Consider the following 19,163-nt stretch of genomic DNA (forward strand, 5'->3'; position numbering starts at 1 on the left):
AATACGAATGATTTTTAGCCAATAAACATAGCCATGGGAGGATCAAAGTCCTCTCCATGGCTAACTAAGTCGACAACAATCAATAACTAGTGATCGTGCGCTTCTTCGGCGATACCCAACCATTCAATACTGGAAGCGGCAAAGCCTAGTTCAATATCACTCACAACTTCGATAGTTTCCAAATCAATTTGCAAAACGTGTTGAGCAATGGGGTCAGATACATACACATAGTTTCCATTTTGTGCCATTGTCATACTGAAATTGATGCCATCAGGCATATCGGCAATATCTTCATCCGAGATATCAAGGCTTTGCTCAAGCTCCCAATGGGTTTCGCCATCATGGTCGTGAGCACTAAGGATATTCAAATAACCTTGGCTGTCCAACACCAAAAACATATCCCCTTCATAGGAAAACCCGTAAGCAACCGGACTGGCATCGCTTTCTGGTTGCCATTCAAGGGCTTCCATTTCACTGTCTGCAGGGGCAATTTTAATTAAAATTGCCTCACCAGCATCGTGGCCTGAAGCGATACCGATAAAAGTATCATTCTCTTCATGACCATAAATAGTGCCGATTCTCAAACCGTCCAACACATCAATATTGGCAATTTTTTCAGCTTCGTATTCATCATCATGTGCGTGCGCGGCCAATATACCGTCACTGCATCCAAACACAGCGTAGCTTTCATTTATAGCGCTGCCATGCAAATCTGGACAAAGTACATCAAGCACCTGCTCTTGTTCATATTCATCATCATGCAAATGATACAAAGCAACTTGGTCAGGTAATATTTTAGCCGCCGAGGTACTTTCTGCGTCATCACGACGCACAGTTGCCAATAAATACTCTCCTTTAGGTTCAACTGCACCATGCATGTTTATATCATAGCTCAGAGTCGGCAGTAGGCTTGTCTCACCACTGATATCGGTATCCGTTGCAACCTGTATAGAAGCTGGTGTATTGGAGTCTGCATCGCCATCAAAGAAAATTGCCATCTGGCCATCATGATTAATAATATGGGTAGGTCGACTGCCAATGATTTGATAGTCACTCATCGCCGGACCTTGTTGGTAATCATGTAAATGCTCGCCATGATCCTCACGCCACATACCGCTATCGATAAAACCGACATAATCATCAGAACGACTAGCAATTACGGCATAACGATAGTCAGCAGAGGAAGTTAGAGTGCTCGACGAATAGGTTAATGAAAACGAATCTAACTCATCCCCATCATCTAAATCGTATATGGCAGCATTGCTATCAGAAGATAACACTGCCAATCGGCCCATTGATTCAATTAGGTATTCGTCATCACTGTGATCATGCTCATCTTCCGTTGAATCATCAACTTCTTCAATCGACTCTTTTTCAATAATGGTCGTTTCTGCATCACCGCAGCCGGTTAACAGTAGCGCGCTGATTGTCGCAGCGAGTAAAGAAAGTTTGCGTGTGGTTGTCATTGTTTATTCCTTATTGTGTGAAAAGTGATTATCGAATTAGAAATTGCCTCTTATGCCCACGGCGAAACTACGTCCTGGGCGAGGGGCGATATCTTTAATAAATGAGGTATGTACTCGCGCTTCGGTATCGGTCAAATTTGTGCCTTTCAGATACACAGTGACGTCTTGATTCGACACAGGTATATCGTAAGCAACACTTGCATCAACCATGGTGTAACCATCGGTAGTGGTTTCATCCGTTGAAACATGGTTTTGGCTTTGATAGCGGGTCACATCTAAGTGGGCAGTTAGGCTGTCATCGACGTAGGCGAATTGCGTGCCGTAACGAAGTGGTGAAGTACGGGGTAAATTGCCACCGTCTTTTAATCGCGCGCGAACAAAGTCAGAGAACACAGTGGCTTTAAACGTATCGGTTGCCTGCCATGCTATTTGCACTTCAAAACCATTTAAGACTACGTCATCGGTTTCAAATATATACACTGGTAACTCGTCAGTATGCTCTTCTTCTTCCGCATCATGATCGTGTTCTTCTTCATCATGGTCATGACTACTTTCAACATAAAGACCGGTATTGGTTTGATAATAGTAATTGTCTACTTGGTTATAAAAAGCATTGAATACGAATGCCACATCACCTTGAGTCTTACGCAGTGTCAAATCAATGTTATTGGCAGTTTCAAGGTCAATGGTTTCACCAGAGAGCCCAATTTCTTCATCGTCTAGCGCAAATAAAGCGCCCACTTCATAGCTATTGGTGCCTATATGTGCGCCAAAAGACAGCAGCTCTGCAGCTGAAGGTGCACGCTCTGAACGTGAAACAGAAAGGCCAAGATTATAACCAGGGGTGAAGTCCCAAACTAAACCAGCAGACACACTAACAGGCGTAAACTTATGAGCAACATCGAAAACCCGTGTGGCGGTTTCTTCATCGCCATGATCGTGATCATGTTCATCTTCTTCTTCGTCGTGCCCGTGAGCTTCAAGAACAGGAAGTAAAACGTTATCGGCATCAATGGTGACACGCTCTATTCGAGCACCAAATTGTAATAACACATCTGCGAAGTGTTTTTCTTCCATAACTGCTAATGCAATAGTCTCAGACTTCGAAGGGGGAGTGAAAGCCTCTTCACCGACAGCTGAAACTTCGCTATTTTTATAATGAAAGCTGATACCACCATTCCAATCAACGAATGGGTTATGCATCACGTCTACTTTGAGCTCATGTGTATCATTTTCGAATAAGGTACCCACCTCGCCATTTTCTATCTCGGCATGCTCGTAGTCAGTAAATGCACCTCTAAGGTTAACTTTATTGATCCACTGTGATTGCACATTTAATTCGCCGAGCAATTGCACCCGTGTTTGTTCTAGATCGGCAAACACACTGACGTCACCATCATGTGAATGGCCGGGCACACCGTATTCACGGTTAAATTGCTCAACCGCAACGCCTACATAACCATCATCTAAGAGATAACTCGCGCCTAGAGTGAAACCATTTGATTTTTCAGCGCTGTTTTCCACAACATAATCACCACCCTCTTCTTCTTCATGATCATGTTCATCTTCTTCGATCTCAGCTTCTACAGGCACTTCGTAATCATTAGATTCATGCCAATAACCATCGGCGTAAAAACCAAACGACTCATACCCTGTGGTGAGATTAAAGCTCGCGAGCTTTTTATCATCAGCGGAATTGCTTTCAAGCAACCATTCACCTTGCGTGGAATTGTCAGTGGGAACACGTCCATCAACCACATTGACGACACCTCCAATTGCACCACTACCGTAAAATAAGGTGGCAGGTCCACGCAGGACTTCAATTTGTTGCGAAGTAGAAGCTTCAGTGGCCACTGAATGGTCAGGACCCACTCTGGATACATCACTTACGTCTAAACCATTTTGTGCAATTAGTACTCGAGGCCCACTCAAGCCTCGAATAATCGGGGTACTGGCAACATTACCGTGAAAGTTCGATTGAACACCTGGCAGTTTCTCTAAGGTATCACCTAAGGTGGAAGCTTGTTGACGACGCAATGTTTCACCTGAAAGCACGCTTATCGGAGAGGCTGATTCCATCACCGACATATGGATGGGAGTCGCAACTACGTCAATAACCTCAATAGGTGAACGAATTAAAGTTAACGCCAATTCTGTAACTTCATCTGCATTCAAAACGATGTCTTGATGAAGGTGAGCAAAACCGGAAGCTGAGATATGAAATTCATTAACTCCTGCTCTCAAATCGTTAATTACAAAATATCCGTCGCTATCGGTATGGGTTTTAGCGTTTGTTCCTTCAACCTTAACAAGGGCACCAGAAACGGCCTTCCCATCACTATTTTTAACCACCCCTTCGATAGATTGCGCCATGACGCTCGCAGGTATGAGCGCACTAACAAGTGCCACAATTCTCGATATTTTATACATCTCAATCTCCAATGTTATGTTATACTGTTTCAATCAATTCGGTTATGTTATAATGTATCAAAAGCAAAGGCAATCCTATAAATTGGAAAAAATATTAGTGCGGAAATTTGCATAGGCAGGCGCAAACGAGCGTATTTCAACTAAACCTGCCCTTATGGCTAATTTAGAAATAACTGTCTCAAACTGCGAAAAGTCGGTAGGGAAAAAGACTATGAAGTCTAGTGAAACAAAAAATTTGATTTCAATAGCTAGGTTAATTTGTGAAGAATCTGGTAGTAAGCTAACGGAAAAACGCCAGCATGTATTAGAAGTGTTATTCCAACTAAACACGCCGGTATCAGCTTACGAATTAACAGATCACTATAACTCTATAATCGGCGCACCGATTACCGCAATGTCGGTTTATCGTATATTGGAATTTTTAGAAGCTGCGAAGCTAGTTCATCGCCTTAATTCGATTAACAAATACATCATTTGTGCCCCTACTTTTGGTCCGTGGAAGCACCAACCTCCACTTTTTTTGATTTGTAAATCTTGTCAGAGCATAAAAAAAATCGAATTGGCGAATGACCTGATTAAAACATTGTCTGAACAAGCGAAAAGTGCTGGCTTTCCGATTTTAGGTTCACAAATTGAACTAAATAGCATTTGCAACGATTGCTCTTCACAGAAGCACAAAAAGAATTCATCTGGGGGTCTATCTATATGACTAAGATTCAACAAATAAGCGATAAAGTAGCGGTGGGGTTATCTCTCCTATGTGTAGTTCACTGTCTTTTTTTCCCTATTTTACTCATTATCATGCCTCCGCTTTCTGGCTTATTTGCCATCAATGACGCGCTATTCCACCGTTGGTTGCTCTTTGCGGTAGTGCCAATTAGTGTCATCGCTTTGATTATGGGTTATTTCCATCATCGCAGCGGAAGAGTCTTTTTGCTCGCTTCATTAGGGCTAACACTATTAATTGTGACAGCACTGCTGGGCCATGACTTACTCGGTAACTATGCTGAAGTTGCTTTAACCGTATTGGGTTCGAGCATTATCGCCTTTGCCCATATAAGAAACTATCAGTTGCAGAGAATGAATAAACAACCAGAACCTCATACATCGGAAGACAAGGCGAATTAATTAAAAAGCAATCAAACAGTGAAACTTAAGATACAGCATTAACTAAAAGTGTTAGAACAAACCGAATTTAAACCTAACGAGGTTTCTAATATTTTGCTAGTTTGCTCGGCGAGTTGCTTATCTTGGGTTAAAAATTCAATGCGCGAATCTTTGGCACTGTCGATTTCGGTGATCCGTAAAACACCGTCACTATAGTTACACCCCAAAGCACCTTGTTGGGTAATAAAAACGGCTTTTAAACGTTCCACGTCTAAGCCGCTTAACGTATCCATAATTTGTTGATAATCGAAGGTGACTGAAGGGGCACAAATCCAACCACACGAAAAATATCCTTCACCACTATTTTCAACTTTAATTGAGCCTACTTTAGGTGTGTCAAACGAGGGAGTCAAAATAGAATGTGCAGGATGATTATGCTGATGAACGTAGATGTTCTCTACATGTCGAGACCTATTGTGCAGTAGTATAGGGTCAATAATGCCATTGTCAGAATATACAATTGGAGTGGTGGAAACACCAATTTCTGATAAATAACTAGCCAATAAAGATTGAGATTCGTGATCATAAAGATCCGACTTGGTTGCCACTATATAATCAGCAGTCTGTAGTTGCTCTTGGAACGTCTTGTGTGCACGCCAGCGCTGATCCAGAATTCGGCGCGCATCGATTAAACCTAGAGTTGCATGTACGTCCAGCACGTCTCGATAATCTTCAGAAGTAAGCGTGGCTAACACTTCTTTTGGATGACCGAGGCCCGTAGGCTCAATCAGTAAACGATGTGGTTTGGCTTTGGCCAGCAATACATTCAACGCTATTTTCATCGGCACTCCTGACGTGCAACACATGCAGCCACCAGGTACTTCTTTGATAAATACACCATTTTTTTCAGGACTGGTTAAAAGTGCCCCGTCGACACCCACTTCACCAAATTCATTAACTAACACCGCCCACCGTTGCTCTTTAGGTTTTTGTTTTAGTAAAGACTGAATAAGTGTGGTTTTTCCAACACCTAAAGCGCCTGTTATTATGTTAGTGGGTAGGTATTCGATTTTATGCATTAAGTGACGCCCAAGGACCACTTATAGCCAACGTGGTAGTAGGAGAATATAAATTTACAAATAACACTGAACCATCATCTGAAAAACAAGCTCCAGCGGGCTCGGTCTGCCAACGCACCTTAGCAACGTCGTAGACTTTACCTGAGGGAGTAACCCCTTTTAGATGATTATTAACCGTGTCTGAGTATTGATCTTCACACACAATTAAATGGCCGCTAGGTGCGACTGTTATATTGTCTCCAAAATTAAAAGTAACTTTGTCTAAACTTTCCACAAACAATGTCAAAGTGCCTGTTTGCTGGTCTTGTTTAGGCGAAGGTTTATAACGCATAATTTGTCCAAGCTTTGCCTTGCCGCCACTGGTGCAACAAAAGTACATTTCATCTGTTCCAAAATGAATACCTTCACCGCGAGCAAATAGAGCAGCGCCTTTTGCAAACCCGCGTATCCGTAAATCATCATCTTGGCTATCCACATTATCCAGATCTATCCATTCACAAGCATAAGGTTGATTAACCTGCATGCGCGATTCTTGCCAGTTACGGGTATCAAATTTAGACTCTCCTTGAATTACCAAAGCTTGTAATTGACCTCCCGCTTTTAAATCTCCTTTTTGATTTGGTATATATCGATAGAAAAGACTATCTGGGCGGTCTTCTGTTAAATAAACAATTCCACTTATAGGATCCACACATGCTGCTTCATGATTAAACCTCCCCATGGCTTTTATCGGATCTGGTTTAATCAATTGTCTTGCTTGAGACGGCACTTCAAACACGTAACCATGATTTTTGTTAATTTTAGCAGATGCAGTGGCAACGGATTCTTCACAGGTTAACCAGCTTCTCCAAGGAGTAATACCACCAGAACAATTTCGGATAGTGCCAAGCAACGACATACACTGGTATTCAACTTGGTGTGTTTTAAGGTTGTAAACAACATTACTGGTACCACCTGGCAACGGATTGCCCGATGAATAGGTATCATAAACGGCTGCCGAATCTACGCTTGTACGAACCTGCCCGGTTGTGCCGTTAGAAGGAGAGAGTTCATGATTGCGAACTAGCACTACACGTTCCTCATCCACCATAAAACACCCCATGCCATCGGCACGATCAGGCACAGTTAAGCCGTCATTCATAACCTCGCCCAATTGTGAAATCGCTCGATAACTAAATCCCGGCGGCAAATCAATTATGCCTTTAGGATCTGGAACCAAACCGCCTAGAGAATTGCTACCGCTAGCCACATCAGTTAAATAACGAGTTAGCTCACCACCGTGTAAATGAGTAGCAAGACCACCAAATGCCATGGCTACAAAACCTTGATTAAACTGTCTTCGGGTAAGCATAAAAATTCCTATTATATTGGTGAGTATTATTCTGTATTGGGTTTATTCAAACACCAAAATATTGCATAAACATGTACACAACCTTAATTGTGCTAAGTCTAGCTATTGTGCAGCATAAAGTGTGTTTCACTTTGCTGACAGATTGTTATCTCAGCATCAGTCATAATATTTATTGACAAAAAGCCCCGAAGAGCACTAAAAAACACAGCAAAATATTGATATGTTATACTATATCAATTAATAAAGTAATGTTATATTATCTCAACAATAACCAAACTAACAACCTTTAATCGAGATGGGGGGAGAGATGAAATTATCCATTTTAGGAGTCCTTATACTAGCTAGCTGGGCTAGTAATGTGCAATCTCAACACCATGTCCATGGACAAGGTAACGTTTTTATTGTTCAGGAAAATGAGCTCTGGCAAGTACAGTTTTTACTACCCGCCTCAGACATATTGGGTTTTGAACATAGCCCTGAAAATAAACATCAGCAGTATTTAGTTGACCAGTTTGAGAAAAATCGAACAGACTTTAACAATCTTGTTCAGTTTGATTCAACGTGTGTTCAGCGTAACGATTCACAAAGCGCTTTGGCATCCACTGGACAGGATGAGAGTCCAACTAAGCAACATCACGATCTGGAATTTATTTACTTACTCGAATGCGAGCAAGCCATATCAGAAATGACTTTTCCGATTCTACAGCAATACCACAATCTAAAAAGTTTACACGTTCAATGGAGCACGCAATTGGGTCAGGGTTCGAAGCTGATAACTGCAAGTGCACCTCAATTGCAATGGCGTTAAACATGAACCTTTTAAAGCCATCCAGCTTAAACTCGAATACATCTATTTTTACTTAGTATTAGAGTGCGATAACAAACACCTTTAAAAATAAAATCAGGTACTAATATGATGTTAAAAAAACTATTAACTTTTGCTGACCGCTCTGCAATTACAATATCGACTTTATGTGTTGTTCATTGCCTACTGTCACCGATAATTTTAATTGCGCTACCGACTTTGACGAGTTTCGCGATTTTTGATGATGAACACTTTCACATTTGGCTACTTTATGCAGTGGTTCCCATCAGTGTATTTGCCATTGCATTTGGTTATGTGCACCAACGTAGTTTGTCTGTTCTAGTCACAGCATTAATAGGAATAATCATATTAGTCCTTGCAGCTGTGCTTGGACACGATGTTTTCGGTGAAACCGGTGAAGTGATTGCTTCTGTTATTGGCGCTGCGTTAATCGGTTTTGGTCACATTAAGAATTTAAGTCTTAGGAAGTCGAATTATCAACCTTACCAAGCAACCTCTTAAATGAATTATCAACTCGATTGATTATCCTAAAATAAGTAAAGGTAGAACTTTCTATGTCAACAGCGAGAGCCTTAGAACCAGAACTAATAAATCCCTTAATTCGGCGTTCAGTGTCCTCACAAGACATCAACACTTTGACCGACATTTATGCTCAAGATGTCAACATTGCAATCTGGAAACGGTGCTTATCCGAGGCGGTAATCACAGATGTGGAAAATCTATTAGATACAGCGACATCCTTAAATACATCTGCATTCATCCGAGCTAAAGATATTAAAGGCGATATTTGTGACGGATTAAAATCTACAGAAATTGGCAATGCATTTTTAGACTGTACAACTGAATTAGTAGATATATTCTGCACATTATTTGAACTTGATGAAGTAGGTTTGCGTTTACGTTTAATTGATTCGCCTATGTGCCCTCGCTTTCACGTTGATCGCGTTCCTTGCAGATTAGTAACCACCTTTGCAGGGCCGGGCACTCAATGGTTAGAGCATAACAAGGTAGAAAGGGATAAATTAGGCCATGGTAGTAAAGGCTTAGAGGATGAAGTTTCAGGTCTTTTCCGTCATCAAGCAGATATACAAACCATCGAAACTGGTGATGTTGCCCTTCTCAAAGGTGAAGCATGGATTGGCAATCAGTCAGCGGGAATAGTCCATCGCTCCCCGCCGTATAACGGAGGCCAAAAACGTTTACTTATGACTTTAGATTTTTTACCTTGACTCAACTTAGCAAATTAGTGATTACGAAAATCATCAGGTTGACCGTTAAAAGCGACAATAGAAATGACATTTAGTGTGTATGCTGAAGTTCCCATAGGATCCTCAAATAATCCAATTTTAATTTGCCCCGTCAAGGTATAAGCTCGATTCAGTTCTAAGTGCGCAAAGCCTGCATCTAATCGGGCAAAAATAATCTGGTTTGGTGGTGGTGCGGGGTAATGCAAACAAGCCCCAAAGTATGGAACTAGAAACATGTTCTTCACCGTTTTGTCAGGATGAAAATCGATCGGAACGATGAAACCCGATATAGCGACCATGTGATTTTCGAAAGTATTTACCGTGTTAATCGATTGCAGAGCTGCTTTGTATTCAGGATCCGTCGCAGCTTCGATTGAAAGTAATATTTGCGACTTCATATCAATATTTTTATCTGGTTTATTTGCCTGATACCGGGCAATCACATCCAGTTCATTTTCAGGCAAAAGTGATACCCAATCTAAGGGCATCACCTTAGCTTTTTGGTAATGTTCTTGCAGCAGTTTATTAGATGTGAAATACAGTTGGGGCGTTGTAAAAAATACATTCTTCACGGATGGCCAAAAATAAGCACCCAAACGCCCAACCAATAGCCCCAAACCGACACAAAACAATATGCTAATTGCAAATTTACGATGTGCAAATACTGACATTTTCAAGACTGTTTTAACTGCGATATCACATACAAGATACTTTAGTTTTCAACCAGAGTTATTTTGGCGATTGAATTATCAGTCATATATTTCAATATTATCCAAGGTCATTGCATAAGCAGATGTCCCTGTTTCGTTGCTATTGGTTTCAATATTAATGACACCTTCAAACCAAAACGCCACATCTAACTGAGTAAGCTTAATTCCCTTACTAAATTTACCGTAAATGATTTGATTTGGTGGCGGTGGCGGCATATGCAAACATGCACCAAAATACGGAACGATGAAAAACTCCACTACACGTTTCTGATCATCAGAGCTCAGAGGAACAATAAACCCAGGAATTCTTATCGATTTTTTGTCGAAACTCTGAATAATACGAGTTGACGTTAACGCTTGTTGAAAGCGTTCTACATTTTCACTCTTTTCGCTCATACCAGATAGAGCTTGAACAGAGTCTAGCTCACTACCGTCTTTTATTTCGTTCAGAAAGTCAGGTGGATCAAGTAATGCGTCGAGATCGCTCTGCGGCATTAACTCTATCCATTCAATTTCATCATAAATCGGATTACTTTCCGCCTGTGCAGAAGTGCATAAGTGCATAAGTGCATAAGAGTAATATTAATGAAAGGAATCCAATACTGTAGCAACGACCCAAAGCAATTTTTCTGTTCAATTTTTTATCACTCTAAAATTATAGTTAGCAGAATTTACAACCCAAATATAAATTTTGTTATATCGTAATACCAGTTTTCTAAGATAGTGCCTATCAACACCTTAGTTGTAAATTTGGAAGCGTTGCTTTAGCTCAAAAGAACGATAACTAACATAGCCGATGATGTGTTTTAGGGTTTTTATCAAAGACTAGATTACCAACTTGAGGATAAATGATTGGGCGGGATATTTTGTCCAACAGTCTCTGTTGTTGGTCACTTCGTCGATATAACTTGACCGATAAGCGGACATCTTGCTAGTTTATTATTCAACCAGCATGGGAGTACGGGTTGATATTTAGCCAGTTTTTTCCAATACAAACGTTGAAACACTGTCGTTTTTTCTAACTAATAGACAGTCATCGCGTTTTTGCCAGACAAATTATTGTGAAAACCTCACTTAACTAACAATATAGGCATAAAGATGAAAAAATTATCGCTTTTTCTTGGGTACTGTTGCGTACTATTCTCAGCATATAGCTTTAGCTGTCAGTACCACGATTATGGAACGAGTAAGATCCCCCAATTTCCGCCTTTGTCACCAGAATTGCACCCTGTGATGTTGCAGCATTTTAGGCCGCCACAAAACGCGCCGCTGAACGTAACCCTTTCAACTGATAGCCAAGCCTCAGCTAAAGGCGGAGTATTCACTATTAGTTATGATATCCATCCTGATTACCACAATGTGAAAGCAGAAGTGGTAAGCAGTAAAGGCGTTAAATTATTAGATAACTCAACGATGTATTTGACCCGTATTAAAGGGAATCAATCGTTTAAATATCAAGCTCTATCTGATGATACTCAAAAGGTCCGAGTTCGTATTTCTGCTGTGCGCAAAGATATGCCCATCATAGTTGAAAAACGACTCAATCTTTCGTCTACATAGAGTTTAATAACGGCTATTAATAGCTGATTTAAATAAGTAGAAAGATAGTCAACACGCCTAATTGGCGTAATTTCGCCAATCCCGTGAGAAAGCGCAAAAGTGCCAATTTAATGCCAATAAGTGATGGGTCTTAAATACATCCGTTATTTATTGGCACACCAACACTTACGATTGTTATATTAACCAATTTTATAACTTGTTTTGGAATCCTAGACTCCTCCCCCTTTTTTAAACTGATTGAAACTTAAAGTGGTCTAAAACCGGACAAAATCCGTTTAGAGTATATTAAAGTTTGAAACTTATTTATCAAAACGGTAGGGTGCAGGAAATCAGGAACATTGATTTTCAATTCAGCTAAACTCCATAGTGCTAAATGCTCAATTTAAGCCTACTATTGGTTTAAATTTAGAAGGAAACAAATTGCGGTGCATAATCTAAAACAGTTGTATCAAATCACCTCAGATAACAGACTGTCAGATTCTGAAAAAATGGTCTCCCTGCTGAAAATGGGTGCCGATTATTTTCAGTTGGAACTTGGTATTATCAGTGAAATAAACGATGATATTTATACGGTTCGATATGCGATTTCCCCAGATAACTCACTCCTAGCTGGTACCACTTTCAATGTAGCTGAAACTTATTGTTTGCACACTTTAGCAACCAATCAAGCACTGTCATTCTATCATGCAGGAAAAAGCCGTATTGCTCAGCACCCTTGTTATACAAATTTTGGTTTGGAAAGTTATATAGGTGCACCTTTGATAGTGGAAGGCAGACGTTTCGGTACCATTAATTTTTCAGCAAGCGCACCTCGCTCAAAACCTTTTAGCGACCAAGAGCATGACTTTATCGAATTACTTTCACATTGGATAGGGAATGAAATTGCTCGCCATGAGAAGATCCAATTGTTACAAGCTCAGCAAAAAGCCATGGCGCGTCAACAAGATATCTTAGAGCAAATGGGTCAGGTAGCAAATGTCGGCGCGTGGGAACTGGATTTAGCAAGCGAAAAACTTTTTTGGTCTACAGAAACGAAAAAAATTCATGAAGTAGACGATGGTTTTGAACCAACTATTGAATCCGGATTAGATTTTTATAAACCTGGTGAAAATCAGCAACGAATAACTTCTTTGCTCAAAGGCATCGTAGAAAAGGGTGGCCACTTTTCTGGCGAGTTTGAGATTATTACCCAAAGAGGCACTGAAAAATGGGTTGCAGTAAAGGGTAAAGCAGAGTTAGATAATGGGAGATGCGTAAGATTAGTAGGCGCTTTTCAAGATATTACTGCGCAAGTTAACAATAGGGTTGAATTGGAAAGTAGGCATAAAGAACTCTCACTAGCACTTGAAGCTCGTAGTTTATTTTTAGCCAATATGAGCCACGAAATTCGCACACCGATTAATGGTGTTCTAGGCATGTTACAAATATTGGAGAGCTCTCCGCTTAACCCTAAACAACAACGATTTTTAGGATTGGCCAAGGATAGCGCAACCTCTTTACTGGGAATTATCAGTGATATTTTGGATTTCACCAAGATTGACTCAGATAAGTTAACCCTCGAAGAAGTGCCAATAGATCTCAATCAATTGCTCAATAATTGCGTCGAAATCTTTAATCCACGGGCGCAAGACAAATCCATCAAGTTAGTAAGAAAGTTTGAATTAACCGATAAATTTTTTGCCGTATCTGACCCGACGCGATTACGTCAAATTTGCTCTAATTTGCTCTCGAATGCTATAAAATTTACTCATCAAGGGCAGGTTGATATAACGACCCAAATAACACGGAAAGACAACAATCGCGCTATGTTGACGATTCTTGTGGAAGACTCAGGTGTGGGTATAAATGAAGAACAGTTAGCGCAATTGTTCTCACCTTTTAATCAAGCGGATGCATCAACCACGCGTAAGTTTGGGGGGACGGGTTTAGGGCTTTCTATTACCCGAAAATTATGTCAACTAATGGGAGGGGACGTTAGCGTAGAAAGCACCCCTGATGCAGGTAGCAAATTCAAAGCAAGCATTAACCTTGGGATAGTTGAAGCCAGTGAATTAACCTCAACCACTTCTGCTGTTCAGACCACAGAAATGGATCTAAGCCACTTACGAATACTCATCGTTGAAGACAACGAAATTAATCAAGTGGTGATCGGCGAAATGTTAAAACAACGACACATCGTTTTCGACATTGTGAAAGATGGTATCGAAGCACTTGCTATTCTCAAACATGGCATCAAATTTGGGCACGAGTATTCAATCATTTTAATGGATTGTCAGATGCCCAATATGGATGGCTACCAAGCCACACAGCATATTCGACAACTACCAGCACCGGTTAATTCAATTCCAATCATTGCGCTTACTGCTAACGCAATGTCTGATGAACGTGAAAAGTGTTTTGCATCTGGAATGAATGAATATTTATCCAAACCAATAGAGCAAACAAAGCTGTTTAGCATGATAGAAAAGTTTGCTTAACAATGTAAAAAGTTAATACATCATTTCGGCTCGGCTTTACTCGCTTTTATTTTTTTCGCTATCTTTTGAAACTCGTAGGTCGGATAAAACTCGGTGGTAAACGAGCCCCATGCAGATTTTTCCACTGCTAAATTTAAAGTTCTCAAATCTTTGGGTGACACACGCAAAGTAATAACCTGGCCTAAGCCCATAGCCACATACCAAGATTCAATCTGCATACCTTCGGGCGGAAATGATTGCCAAAACTCGTTTTTATCTTGGATGGCCTGCAGTTCAGTCAAACTCTTGTCTTGTTGATGTTTTAAGATCACCGTAACTAAGATGCTATCACTGTCGATGCTGGTATCTTCTGCATTCACAATACCACTAAACATCACAATAAGGGTCACGAGCAAATACTTCATAATGCCTCCTAGGCTTAGTCAACTGCTTGGTTGTATGTAATTGGTTGCATATAATAAGTTTCATACTATCAAGCATATTAACTTAGCATACAAGCAAATCGATAAACGTTGATATGCCCAATGACAGGCATATCAGGGCACTATTACCAACGTTGTTCATCTTCCTGTGAGGCACTTTCCTGACACTCACCGACTATTTCAGTTTTGCTGCGCATTTGTGAAAAGTCCAGTTCAATGAAACCATGTCGACAATAACCTGTTTCGGTTAATTTTTCGTCTAACAATTCCAAGATGGCCTCTCGTTTATCTTCATCAGAACCGCCTTCACTGCGCTGAATAGAGCTGACTTGCGAAATATCTTGGGTTGACTCAGATTGACCTCGGCCACCTCTACCTTGCCGTGAGCGGCCACCTTCGCCGCCCCCTCTTTTGCCCTCTGGCTTGCCTTCGCCGCCACGACCTTCGCCTTTACCCTGTTCATACAATATCGCCAGCACAAAACGCTTCGAGCCATCAGCGTGAATTTTGGTAGTGAATATTTCTTCTGCTTCTTGGTGGCGCTCAGGTTTGCCTGCACAGGCTGACAAAGCAAACAAAAAAAGTAGAATCACAAAACTTAAACGGTAAGACATAAGACGATTTCCAAGTAACAGATTTTAATAACCGCAGATTCAGACCTAAACCTCAACCATAGGTTCCAAGCAAATATAACTTTCTAAATTGCTTATGATTATGGCTTTTAATCATCCTTACTTGTTCAATTCGAACTGTGTTGAGCAATACTCACTGCTTTAGTCTAATAGAATAACGCCTGATTTAAACTACAATGAGTATTTGTCAGGCTTAAATTCCCGAGTTGCGGAAAATTTTAAACATAACAAAGTGAAAGTTTTCGCCGATAACATTGTTCTTAAACTAGCGATTGATAAAACACAACGAGATGCGATTCAACAAGTTGTTTAACAATATCATCGATATCGCCCTATACACTTGGTTTTTAAGAACCCTTTGCATAGGAGTTTTCAAGAAATTGAAGGCGGCAACTCTACAACACAGTTTACTACAGAAGGTGACAACGGTGTTTACGGCAAAACAACTTAAGACAGCAATTTTTATTAGTATAGTGGTAGGAACAATACTAACGTTAATCAATCAAGGAGAGGCGTTTTTAGGCGAAGCAGAAATAATTTGGTTCAAGGTAATCCTTACTTATATTGTGCCATTTTGTGTATCGATGTACTCAAGTAGCGTGGCACGATTAGATACAAAGCCAATAGAAAAAACAAAACCTTTGGATGGCTAAGTCGCCCAACTTTGAACTGGAAAGATAATGGATATGTTGAATAACTTTAGTATAAATAAACGTTTGCTTATTGGTTTTAGTATTGTCACTTTACTTATGGTGATACTTACCATGGTAGGCATTTATCGAGTCAATATGATCGGTAGCACGCTCACCACAATGACAAACATTAATGTGGTAAAACAAAGGCACGCAATTAACTTTCGCGGAAGTGTCCATGATCGTGCCATTGCGATTCGCGATTTAGCCACAGCTCAAAGCCCTGCGAATGTTAAGGTTCATATAGACGATATTAATAGGTTAACCGAATTTTACCGCTCATCCAGTGATAAAATGCAAGCAATGCAAGCAGCGGGAACTATTTTTAGCAGCCAAGAAACATCGATTTTGCAACAACTCGATAATCTCCAACAACAAACAGAACGCGTGATACAACAAGTGATAAAGGCCAAAACAGGTCAGTCGAGCGACGATGGTTTGTCGCTGCTAAGAAATGGTGGTAGCCAACTCTTCGTTCAATGGCTCGATACGATTAATTCGTTTATCGATTTGCAAGAAAGCAAAAACGTTGCTGCTACCAATCAGATTTTAGAAAACGCCGCTAGCTTTAAAACTACCATGTTGGTGTTAACCTTTAGTGCGTTAATACTTTCCATTTTAGTCGCCTATGTTATCGCCAATAGCTTTAAAGCGTCACTTGGCGCAGAACCTGCGGTTGCAGCAGAATCCCTGTCTCAAATTGCGCAAGGGAATTTGGCTCAATCATTCAGTACTAAGCATGACCATAGCATGTTGGCAACGATGTCAAAAATGCAGGAAAGACTGCGCAATACAGTACTTGAAATTGCGGCGGCATCTCACGATTTAAAACAACAATCCACATTGGTTACCCAAGGCTCGAAAGAGATAGTGTTACTCGCCCAAGAACAAGATCAACTCACCGTGAGCACTCGTACTCGTTTGAGTGACATTAAAGAAAATATCGTTTTTGTGTCTGAAACCGCATCTAAAAACAAAGTTAATGCGAAACGTATGGTGGAACGTGCGAGCAATGGAATCGATTCCATGGCATTGAGTGTCGATGCCATGCAAAACGTCGCAACCACAGTGGCCCAAGCGGTGGAACAAATTAGTAAATTAGAGGCGTTAACCAATCAGATTGGTGGCATTACCAATGTGATTAACAGTATTTCAGATCAGACTAACCTTTTAGCGCTCAACGCAGCCATAGAAGCGGCTCGAGCTGGTGAATCTGGACGCGGTTTCGCAGTGGTTGCAGATGAAGTAAGACAGTTAGCCTTGCGCACAGGAGAAGCAACCAGTGAAATTCAATCGACCATTGAAGAAGTGCAACAAGAAACTTCCACAGCAGTAACTGTCATGCAAAATACGTTGCCCAAGGTACAAGATGGTCAAACCAAGACGCACAATGCCATGGATTTACTGCAAGAAATTGAAGAAAATGCGAACAATTCATTTAATAATGCGACCATAGTGGCAGATACGGCTTCTGACCAAGTTGTCATAATTGGCACAATAAATGAGGTTGTCGCTCAAATTGATGAAATCAACAAAAAAACCGTTTATTCGTTAGAGCAGAATAACGCAGCAACCATTGCTTTAGATAAACTCGCGGAAAAACTAAATAAAGAAGTCGGTTTCTTTAAAACAAGTTAGTGACCAAATAGTAATTGCGAGCCTAGCTAAACCAACTTTGATAGTTTGGCTTGGCTAGGTTTTATATTGCTAAGCAATTTAATCGTTTACGTCACTAGCGACTTTTTTAATGCGGTGACGAATTGATATTTTTGAGACTTCATCCAATTTAATAACGTAAGCATTTCCGCCGATACCACGAAATGATTCATCTGTGAACACTATGCTATTGTCATCCAAGAATGTGATAGCTTCTTTTTGGGTCACAATACCTAAGTCGATGCGCGACACATCACCGTCAAAAAACTTATCACCCTCGAAGTTTTCAAATAGCCAAATGCTAGTTGAATCTAATAGGGCTAACTGTTTGCGGTTAGGGCTTAACGCGGCAGATGTAATCCAACATAACTTGCCCATTGTGGTACAGGTTTTAAATGAACCAATTAATTCAGCATCAAAGTTAGCTGCATGATCACCGACCTTGTAAACATTTGTAATACCATCAAAAGGTTCGGTTCTATTCTTAGTGAACAAATACAGATGCCTATCAAATTCAACAAAAGCTTCTAAATCGTAGTTCCTCTTATCTGGCGTGACAGGATTTTCATCTAACTCAGGATAGGTAAACTTAATAATTTCCGCTTCAGTGGTATTGCCTTTAATATCAATGGGATTTTCTATTTTATAGATAGTTAGCCATCTGCGTGAATTGTCGTTATTACCAAAATCACCAAGAAAAAAATGCCCAAAACTATTTTGAGTCATGTCTTCCCAATCTATATTTTTAGCGTTAGTCACTAATATTTCTTTGGCAATAGAACCGTCTGTGTTTATTTGATAGAGCTTAGGATCGTCGCCACTATCATTGATCGCCCACAAACGATTTCTTTTATCAATTTCTATCCCTGAAATTTCATGCAACTTTGGGTCAATATTAATGTGTTTTTTACTGTAAAGAGTATGAATAGATGAGCCAATTAATATTGCTGCAATGACTATCGAGACGCTAACCAGTGTCAAAATACTTCGTTTTACCATGACATCGTTGTTGTACCTAAAATTAAGTTGGCGCAAGTATGTCGTATGCCCCAAAGAAAAAAAAGTAAATTAGCTAATCCAAAAGTTGTTAATGTGGATTGCCAATGACGGTTGACTGAAGAAGCTGTAGCCTGCGGTTTCATTTAGCTTGAATTTAGCCGCGCTCCCCCCATATTTGTATGTATGAATTGACGCCTTGAGCTAGCGTCAACAACAGTCGCTTGAAAATTGCTTATGCATTGCAATTTAAGTTGGCACAAACAGGAGTGAAAATTGACAGTTTTAATTATATTGGGTGTTTTGTTTATTAGTCTTTTGGTTGTCATTCCGTTACTTGAACGTTCCAACTTTAGATTGTCTAGTGAACAAATGTCTAAAATGAGTCGCTGGATATTACCCTTATTAGTGGTAATGGTAGTGATTCAACTGATAATGTATTACGCCTAGTTAATCGGCCTAAATCTCTATCATAAAAGAGAATAGCCCCGCCTTGTCGTTAATAAAAATTC

General features: G+C 40.3%; 19 protein-coding genes. 10 read left to right on the forward strand and 9 right to left on the reverse strand.

Annotated elements, in window-relative coordinates; all coding sequences use genetic code 11:
• Positions 1-86 precede the first annotated feature (86 nt).
• Together ABWV72_RS01685 and ABWV72_RS01690 are read right to left on the reverse strand one after the other, a co-directional pair.
• Entirely contained in the window at positions 87-1,466 is a 1,380-nt protein-coding gene (locus ABWV72_RS01685; protein WP_216048671.1) for a 5-methyltetrahydrofolate--homocysteine methyltransferase, read from the reverse strand.
• A 36-nt stretch (positions 1,467-1,502) separates the two neighbouring features.
• Complete coding sequence (locus tag ABWV72_RS01690; protein ID WP_353368418.1) at positions 1,503-3,896, reverse strand: TonB-dependent receptor; 2,394 nt, start codon at positions 3,894-3,896, stop codon at positions 1,503-1,505.
• 211 nt (positions 3,897-4,107) lie between these two features.
• Between ABWV72_RS01690 and ABWV72_RS01695 the strand changes: the two genes are divergently transcribed.
• Positions 4,108-4,605 carry a Fur family transcriptional regulator gene (locus ABWV72_RS01695; protein WP_216048669.1) on the forward strand — a complete coding sequence of 166 codons (498 nt, stop codon included), beginning with the start codon at positions 4,108-4,110 and terminating at the stop codon, positions 4,603-4,605.
• Positions 4,602-5,024 (forward strand): MerC domain-containing protein, encoded by a 423-nt coding sequence (locus ABWV72_RS01700; RefSeq protein WP_216048668.1) that lies wholly within the window; start codon positions 4,602-4,604, stop codon positions 5,022-5,024. Before ABWV72_RS01695 ends, ABWV72_RS01700 begins: the two co-directional genes overlap by 4 nt.
• Positions 5,025-5,062: 38 nt before the next feature.
• On the opposite strand, the gene ABWV72_RS01705 is transcribed toward ABWV72_RS01700, so the two are convergent.
• Together ABWV72_RS01705 and ABWV72_RS01710 are read right to left on the reverse strand one after the other, a co-directional pair.
• Positions 5,063-6,082, reverse strand: a complete 1,020-nt coding sequence (locus tag ABWV72_RS01705) for a CobW family GTP-binding protein (protein ID WP_353368419.1) — start codon at positions 6,080-6,082, stop codon at positions 5,063-5,065.
• Positions 6,075-7,433 (reverse strand): alkaline phosphatase PhoX, encoded by a 1,359-nt coding sequence (locus ABWV72_RS01710; RefSeq protein WP_353368420.1) that lies wholly within the window; start codon positions 7,431-7,433, stop codon positions 6,075-6,077. The genes ABWV72_RS01705 and ABWV72_RS01710 overlap by 8 nt, the downstream gene beginning before the upstream one ends.
• 307 nt (positions 7,434-7,740) lie before the next feature.
• On the opposite strand from ABWV72_RS01710, the gene ABWV72_RS01715 reads away from it, so the two are divergent.
• The 3 genes from ABWV72_RS01715 (at position 7,741) to ABWV72_RS01725 (ending at position 9,488) form a co-directional block, all read left to right on the forward strand.
• Positions 7,741-8,241: a ZrgA family zinc uptake protein gene (locus ABWV72_RS01715; RefSeq protein ID WP_353368421.1), complete on the forward strand. Its 501-nt coding sequence runs from the start codon at positions 7,741-7,743 to the stop codon at positions 8,239-8,241.
• 105 nt (positions 8,242-8,346) lie between these two features.
• Positions 8,347-8,760, forward strand: coding sequence for a MerC domain-containing protein (locus ABWV72_RS01720; RefSeq protein WP_353368422.1), 414 nt, complete (start codon positions 8,347-8,349; stop codon positions 8,758-8,760).
• 53 nt (positions 8,761-8,813) lie between these two features.
• Positions 8,814-9,488, forward strand: coding sequence for a DUF1826 domain-containing protein (locus tag ABWV72_RS01725; protein ID WP_252729195.1), 675 nt, complete (start codon positions 8,814-8,816; stop codon positions 9,486-9,488).
• Between the two features lie 14 nt (positions 9,489-9,502).
• Here the strand turns inward: ABWV72_RS01725 and ABWV72_RS01730 are convergent, their stop codons facing one another.
• Together ABWV72_RS01730 and ABWV72_RS01735 are read right to left on the reverse strand one after the other, a co-directional pair.
• On the reverse strand, positions 9,503-10,177 hold the full coding sequence (locus ABWV72_RS01730; RefSeq protein WP_353368423.1) for a DUF3299 domain-containing protein: 675 nt from the start codon (positions 10,175-10,177) through the stop codon (positions 9,503-9,505).
• A 78-nt stretch (positions 10,178-10,255) separates the two neighbouring features.
• On the reverse strand, positions 10,256-10,711 hold the full coding sequence (locus ABWV72_RS01735) for a DUF3299 domain-containing protein (RefSeq protein ID WP_353368424.1): 456 nt from the start codon (positions 10,709-10,711) through the stop codon (positions 10,256-10,258).
• Between the two features lie 603 nt (positions 10,712-11,314).
• On the opposite strand from ABWV72_RS01735, the gene ABWV72_RS01740 reads away from it, so the two are divergent.
• Together ABWV72_RS01740 and ABWV72_RS01745 are read left to right on the forward strand one after the other, a co-directional pair.
• Positions 11,315-11,776: a hypothetical protein gene (locus ABWV72_RS01740; RefSeq protein WP_216048662.1), complete on the forward strand. Its 462-nt coding sequence runs from the start codon at positions 11,315-11,317 to the stop codon at positions 11,774-11,776.
• A 425-nt stretch (positions 11,777-12,201) separates the two neighbouring features.
• Entirely contained in the window at positions 12,202-14,253 is a 2,052-nt protein-coding gene (locus ABWV72_RS01745) for a GAF domain-containing hybrid sensor histidine kinase/response regulator (RefSeq protein WP_353368425.1), read from the forward strand.
• 20 nt (positions 14,254-14,273) lie between these two features.
• Here ABWV72_RS01745 and ABWV72_RS01750 read toward each other — a convergent pair whose 3' ends face one another.
• Positions 14,274-14,657, reverse strand: coding sequence for a hypothetical protein (locus ABWV72_RS01750; protein WP_353368426.1), 384 nt, complete (start codon positions 14,655-14,657; stop codon positions 14,274-14,276).
• 143 nt (positions 14,658-14,800) lie between these two features.
• Complete coding sequence (locus ABWV72_RS01755; RefSeq protein WP_353368427.1) at positions 14,801-15,289, reverse strand: hypothetical protein; 489 nt, start codon at positions 15,287-15,289, stop codon at positions 14,801-14,803.
• 446 nt (positions 15,290-15,735) lie between these two features.
• Between ABWV72_RS01755 and nrtS the strand changes: the two genes are divergently transcribed.
• On the forward strand, positions 15,736-15,960 hold the full coding sequence (gene nrtS, locus ABWV72_RS01760) for a nitrate/nitrite transporter NrtS (protein ID WP_216048659.1): 225 nt from the start codon (positions 15,736-15,738) through the stop codon (positions 15,958-15,960).
• 27 nt (positions 15,961-15,987) lie between these two features.
• On the forward strand, positions 15,988-17,637 hold the full coding sequence (locus ABWV72_RS01765) for a methyl-accepting chemotaxis protein (protein WP_342805575.1): 1,650 nt from the start codon (positions 15,988-15,990) through the stop codon (positions 17,635-17,637).
• 78 nt (positions 17,638-17,715) lie between these two features.
• On the opposite strand, the gene ABWV72_RS01770 is transcribed toward ABWV72_RS01765, so the two are convergent.
• Positions 17,716-18,654, reverse strand: a complete 939-nt coding sequence (locus ABWV72_RS01770) for a hypothetical protein (protein WP_216048657.1) — start codon at positions 18,652-18,654, stop codon at positions 17,716-17,718.
• A 273-nt stretch (positions 18,655-18,927) separates the two neighbouring features.
• On the opposite strand from ABWV72_RS01770, the gene ABWV72_RS01775 reads away from it, so the two are divergent.
• Positions 18,928-19,101, forward strand: a complete 174-nt coding sequence (locus ABWV72_RS01775) for a hypothetical protein (protein ID WP_216048656.1) — start codon at positions 18,928-18,930, stop codon at positions 19,099-19,101.
• Positions 19,102-19,163 lie beyond the last annotated feature (62 nt).

The organism is Aliiglaciecola sp. NS0011-25 (assembly GCF_040370605.1).
In the GTDB taxonomy this organism is placed as follows: domain Bacteria; phylum Pseudomonadota; class Gammaproteobacteria; order Enterobacterales; family Alteromonadaceae; genus Aliiglaciecola; species Aliiglaciecola lipolytica_A.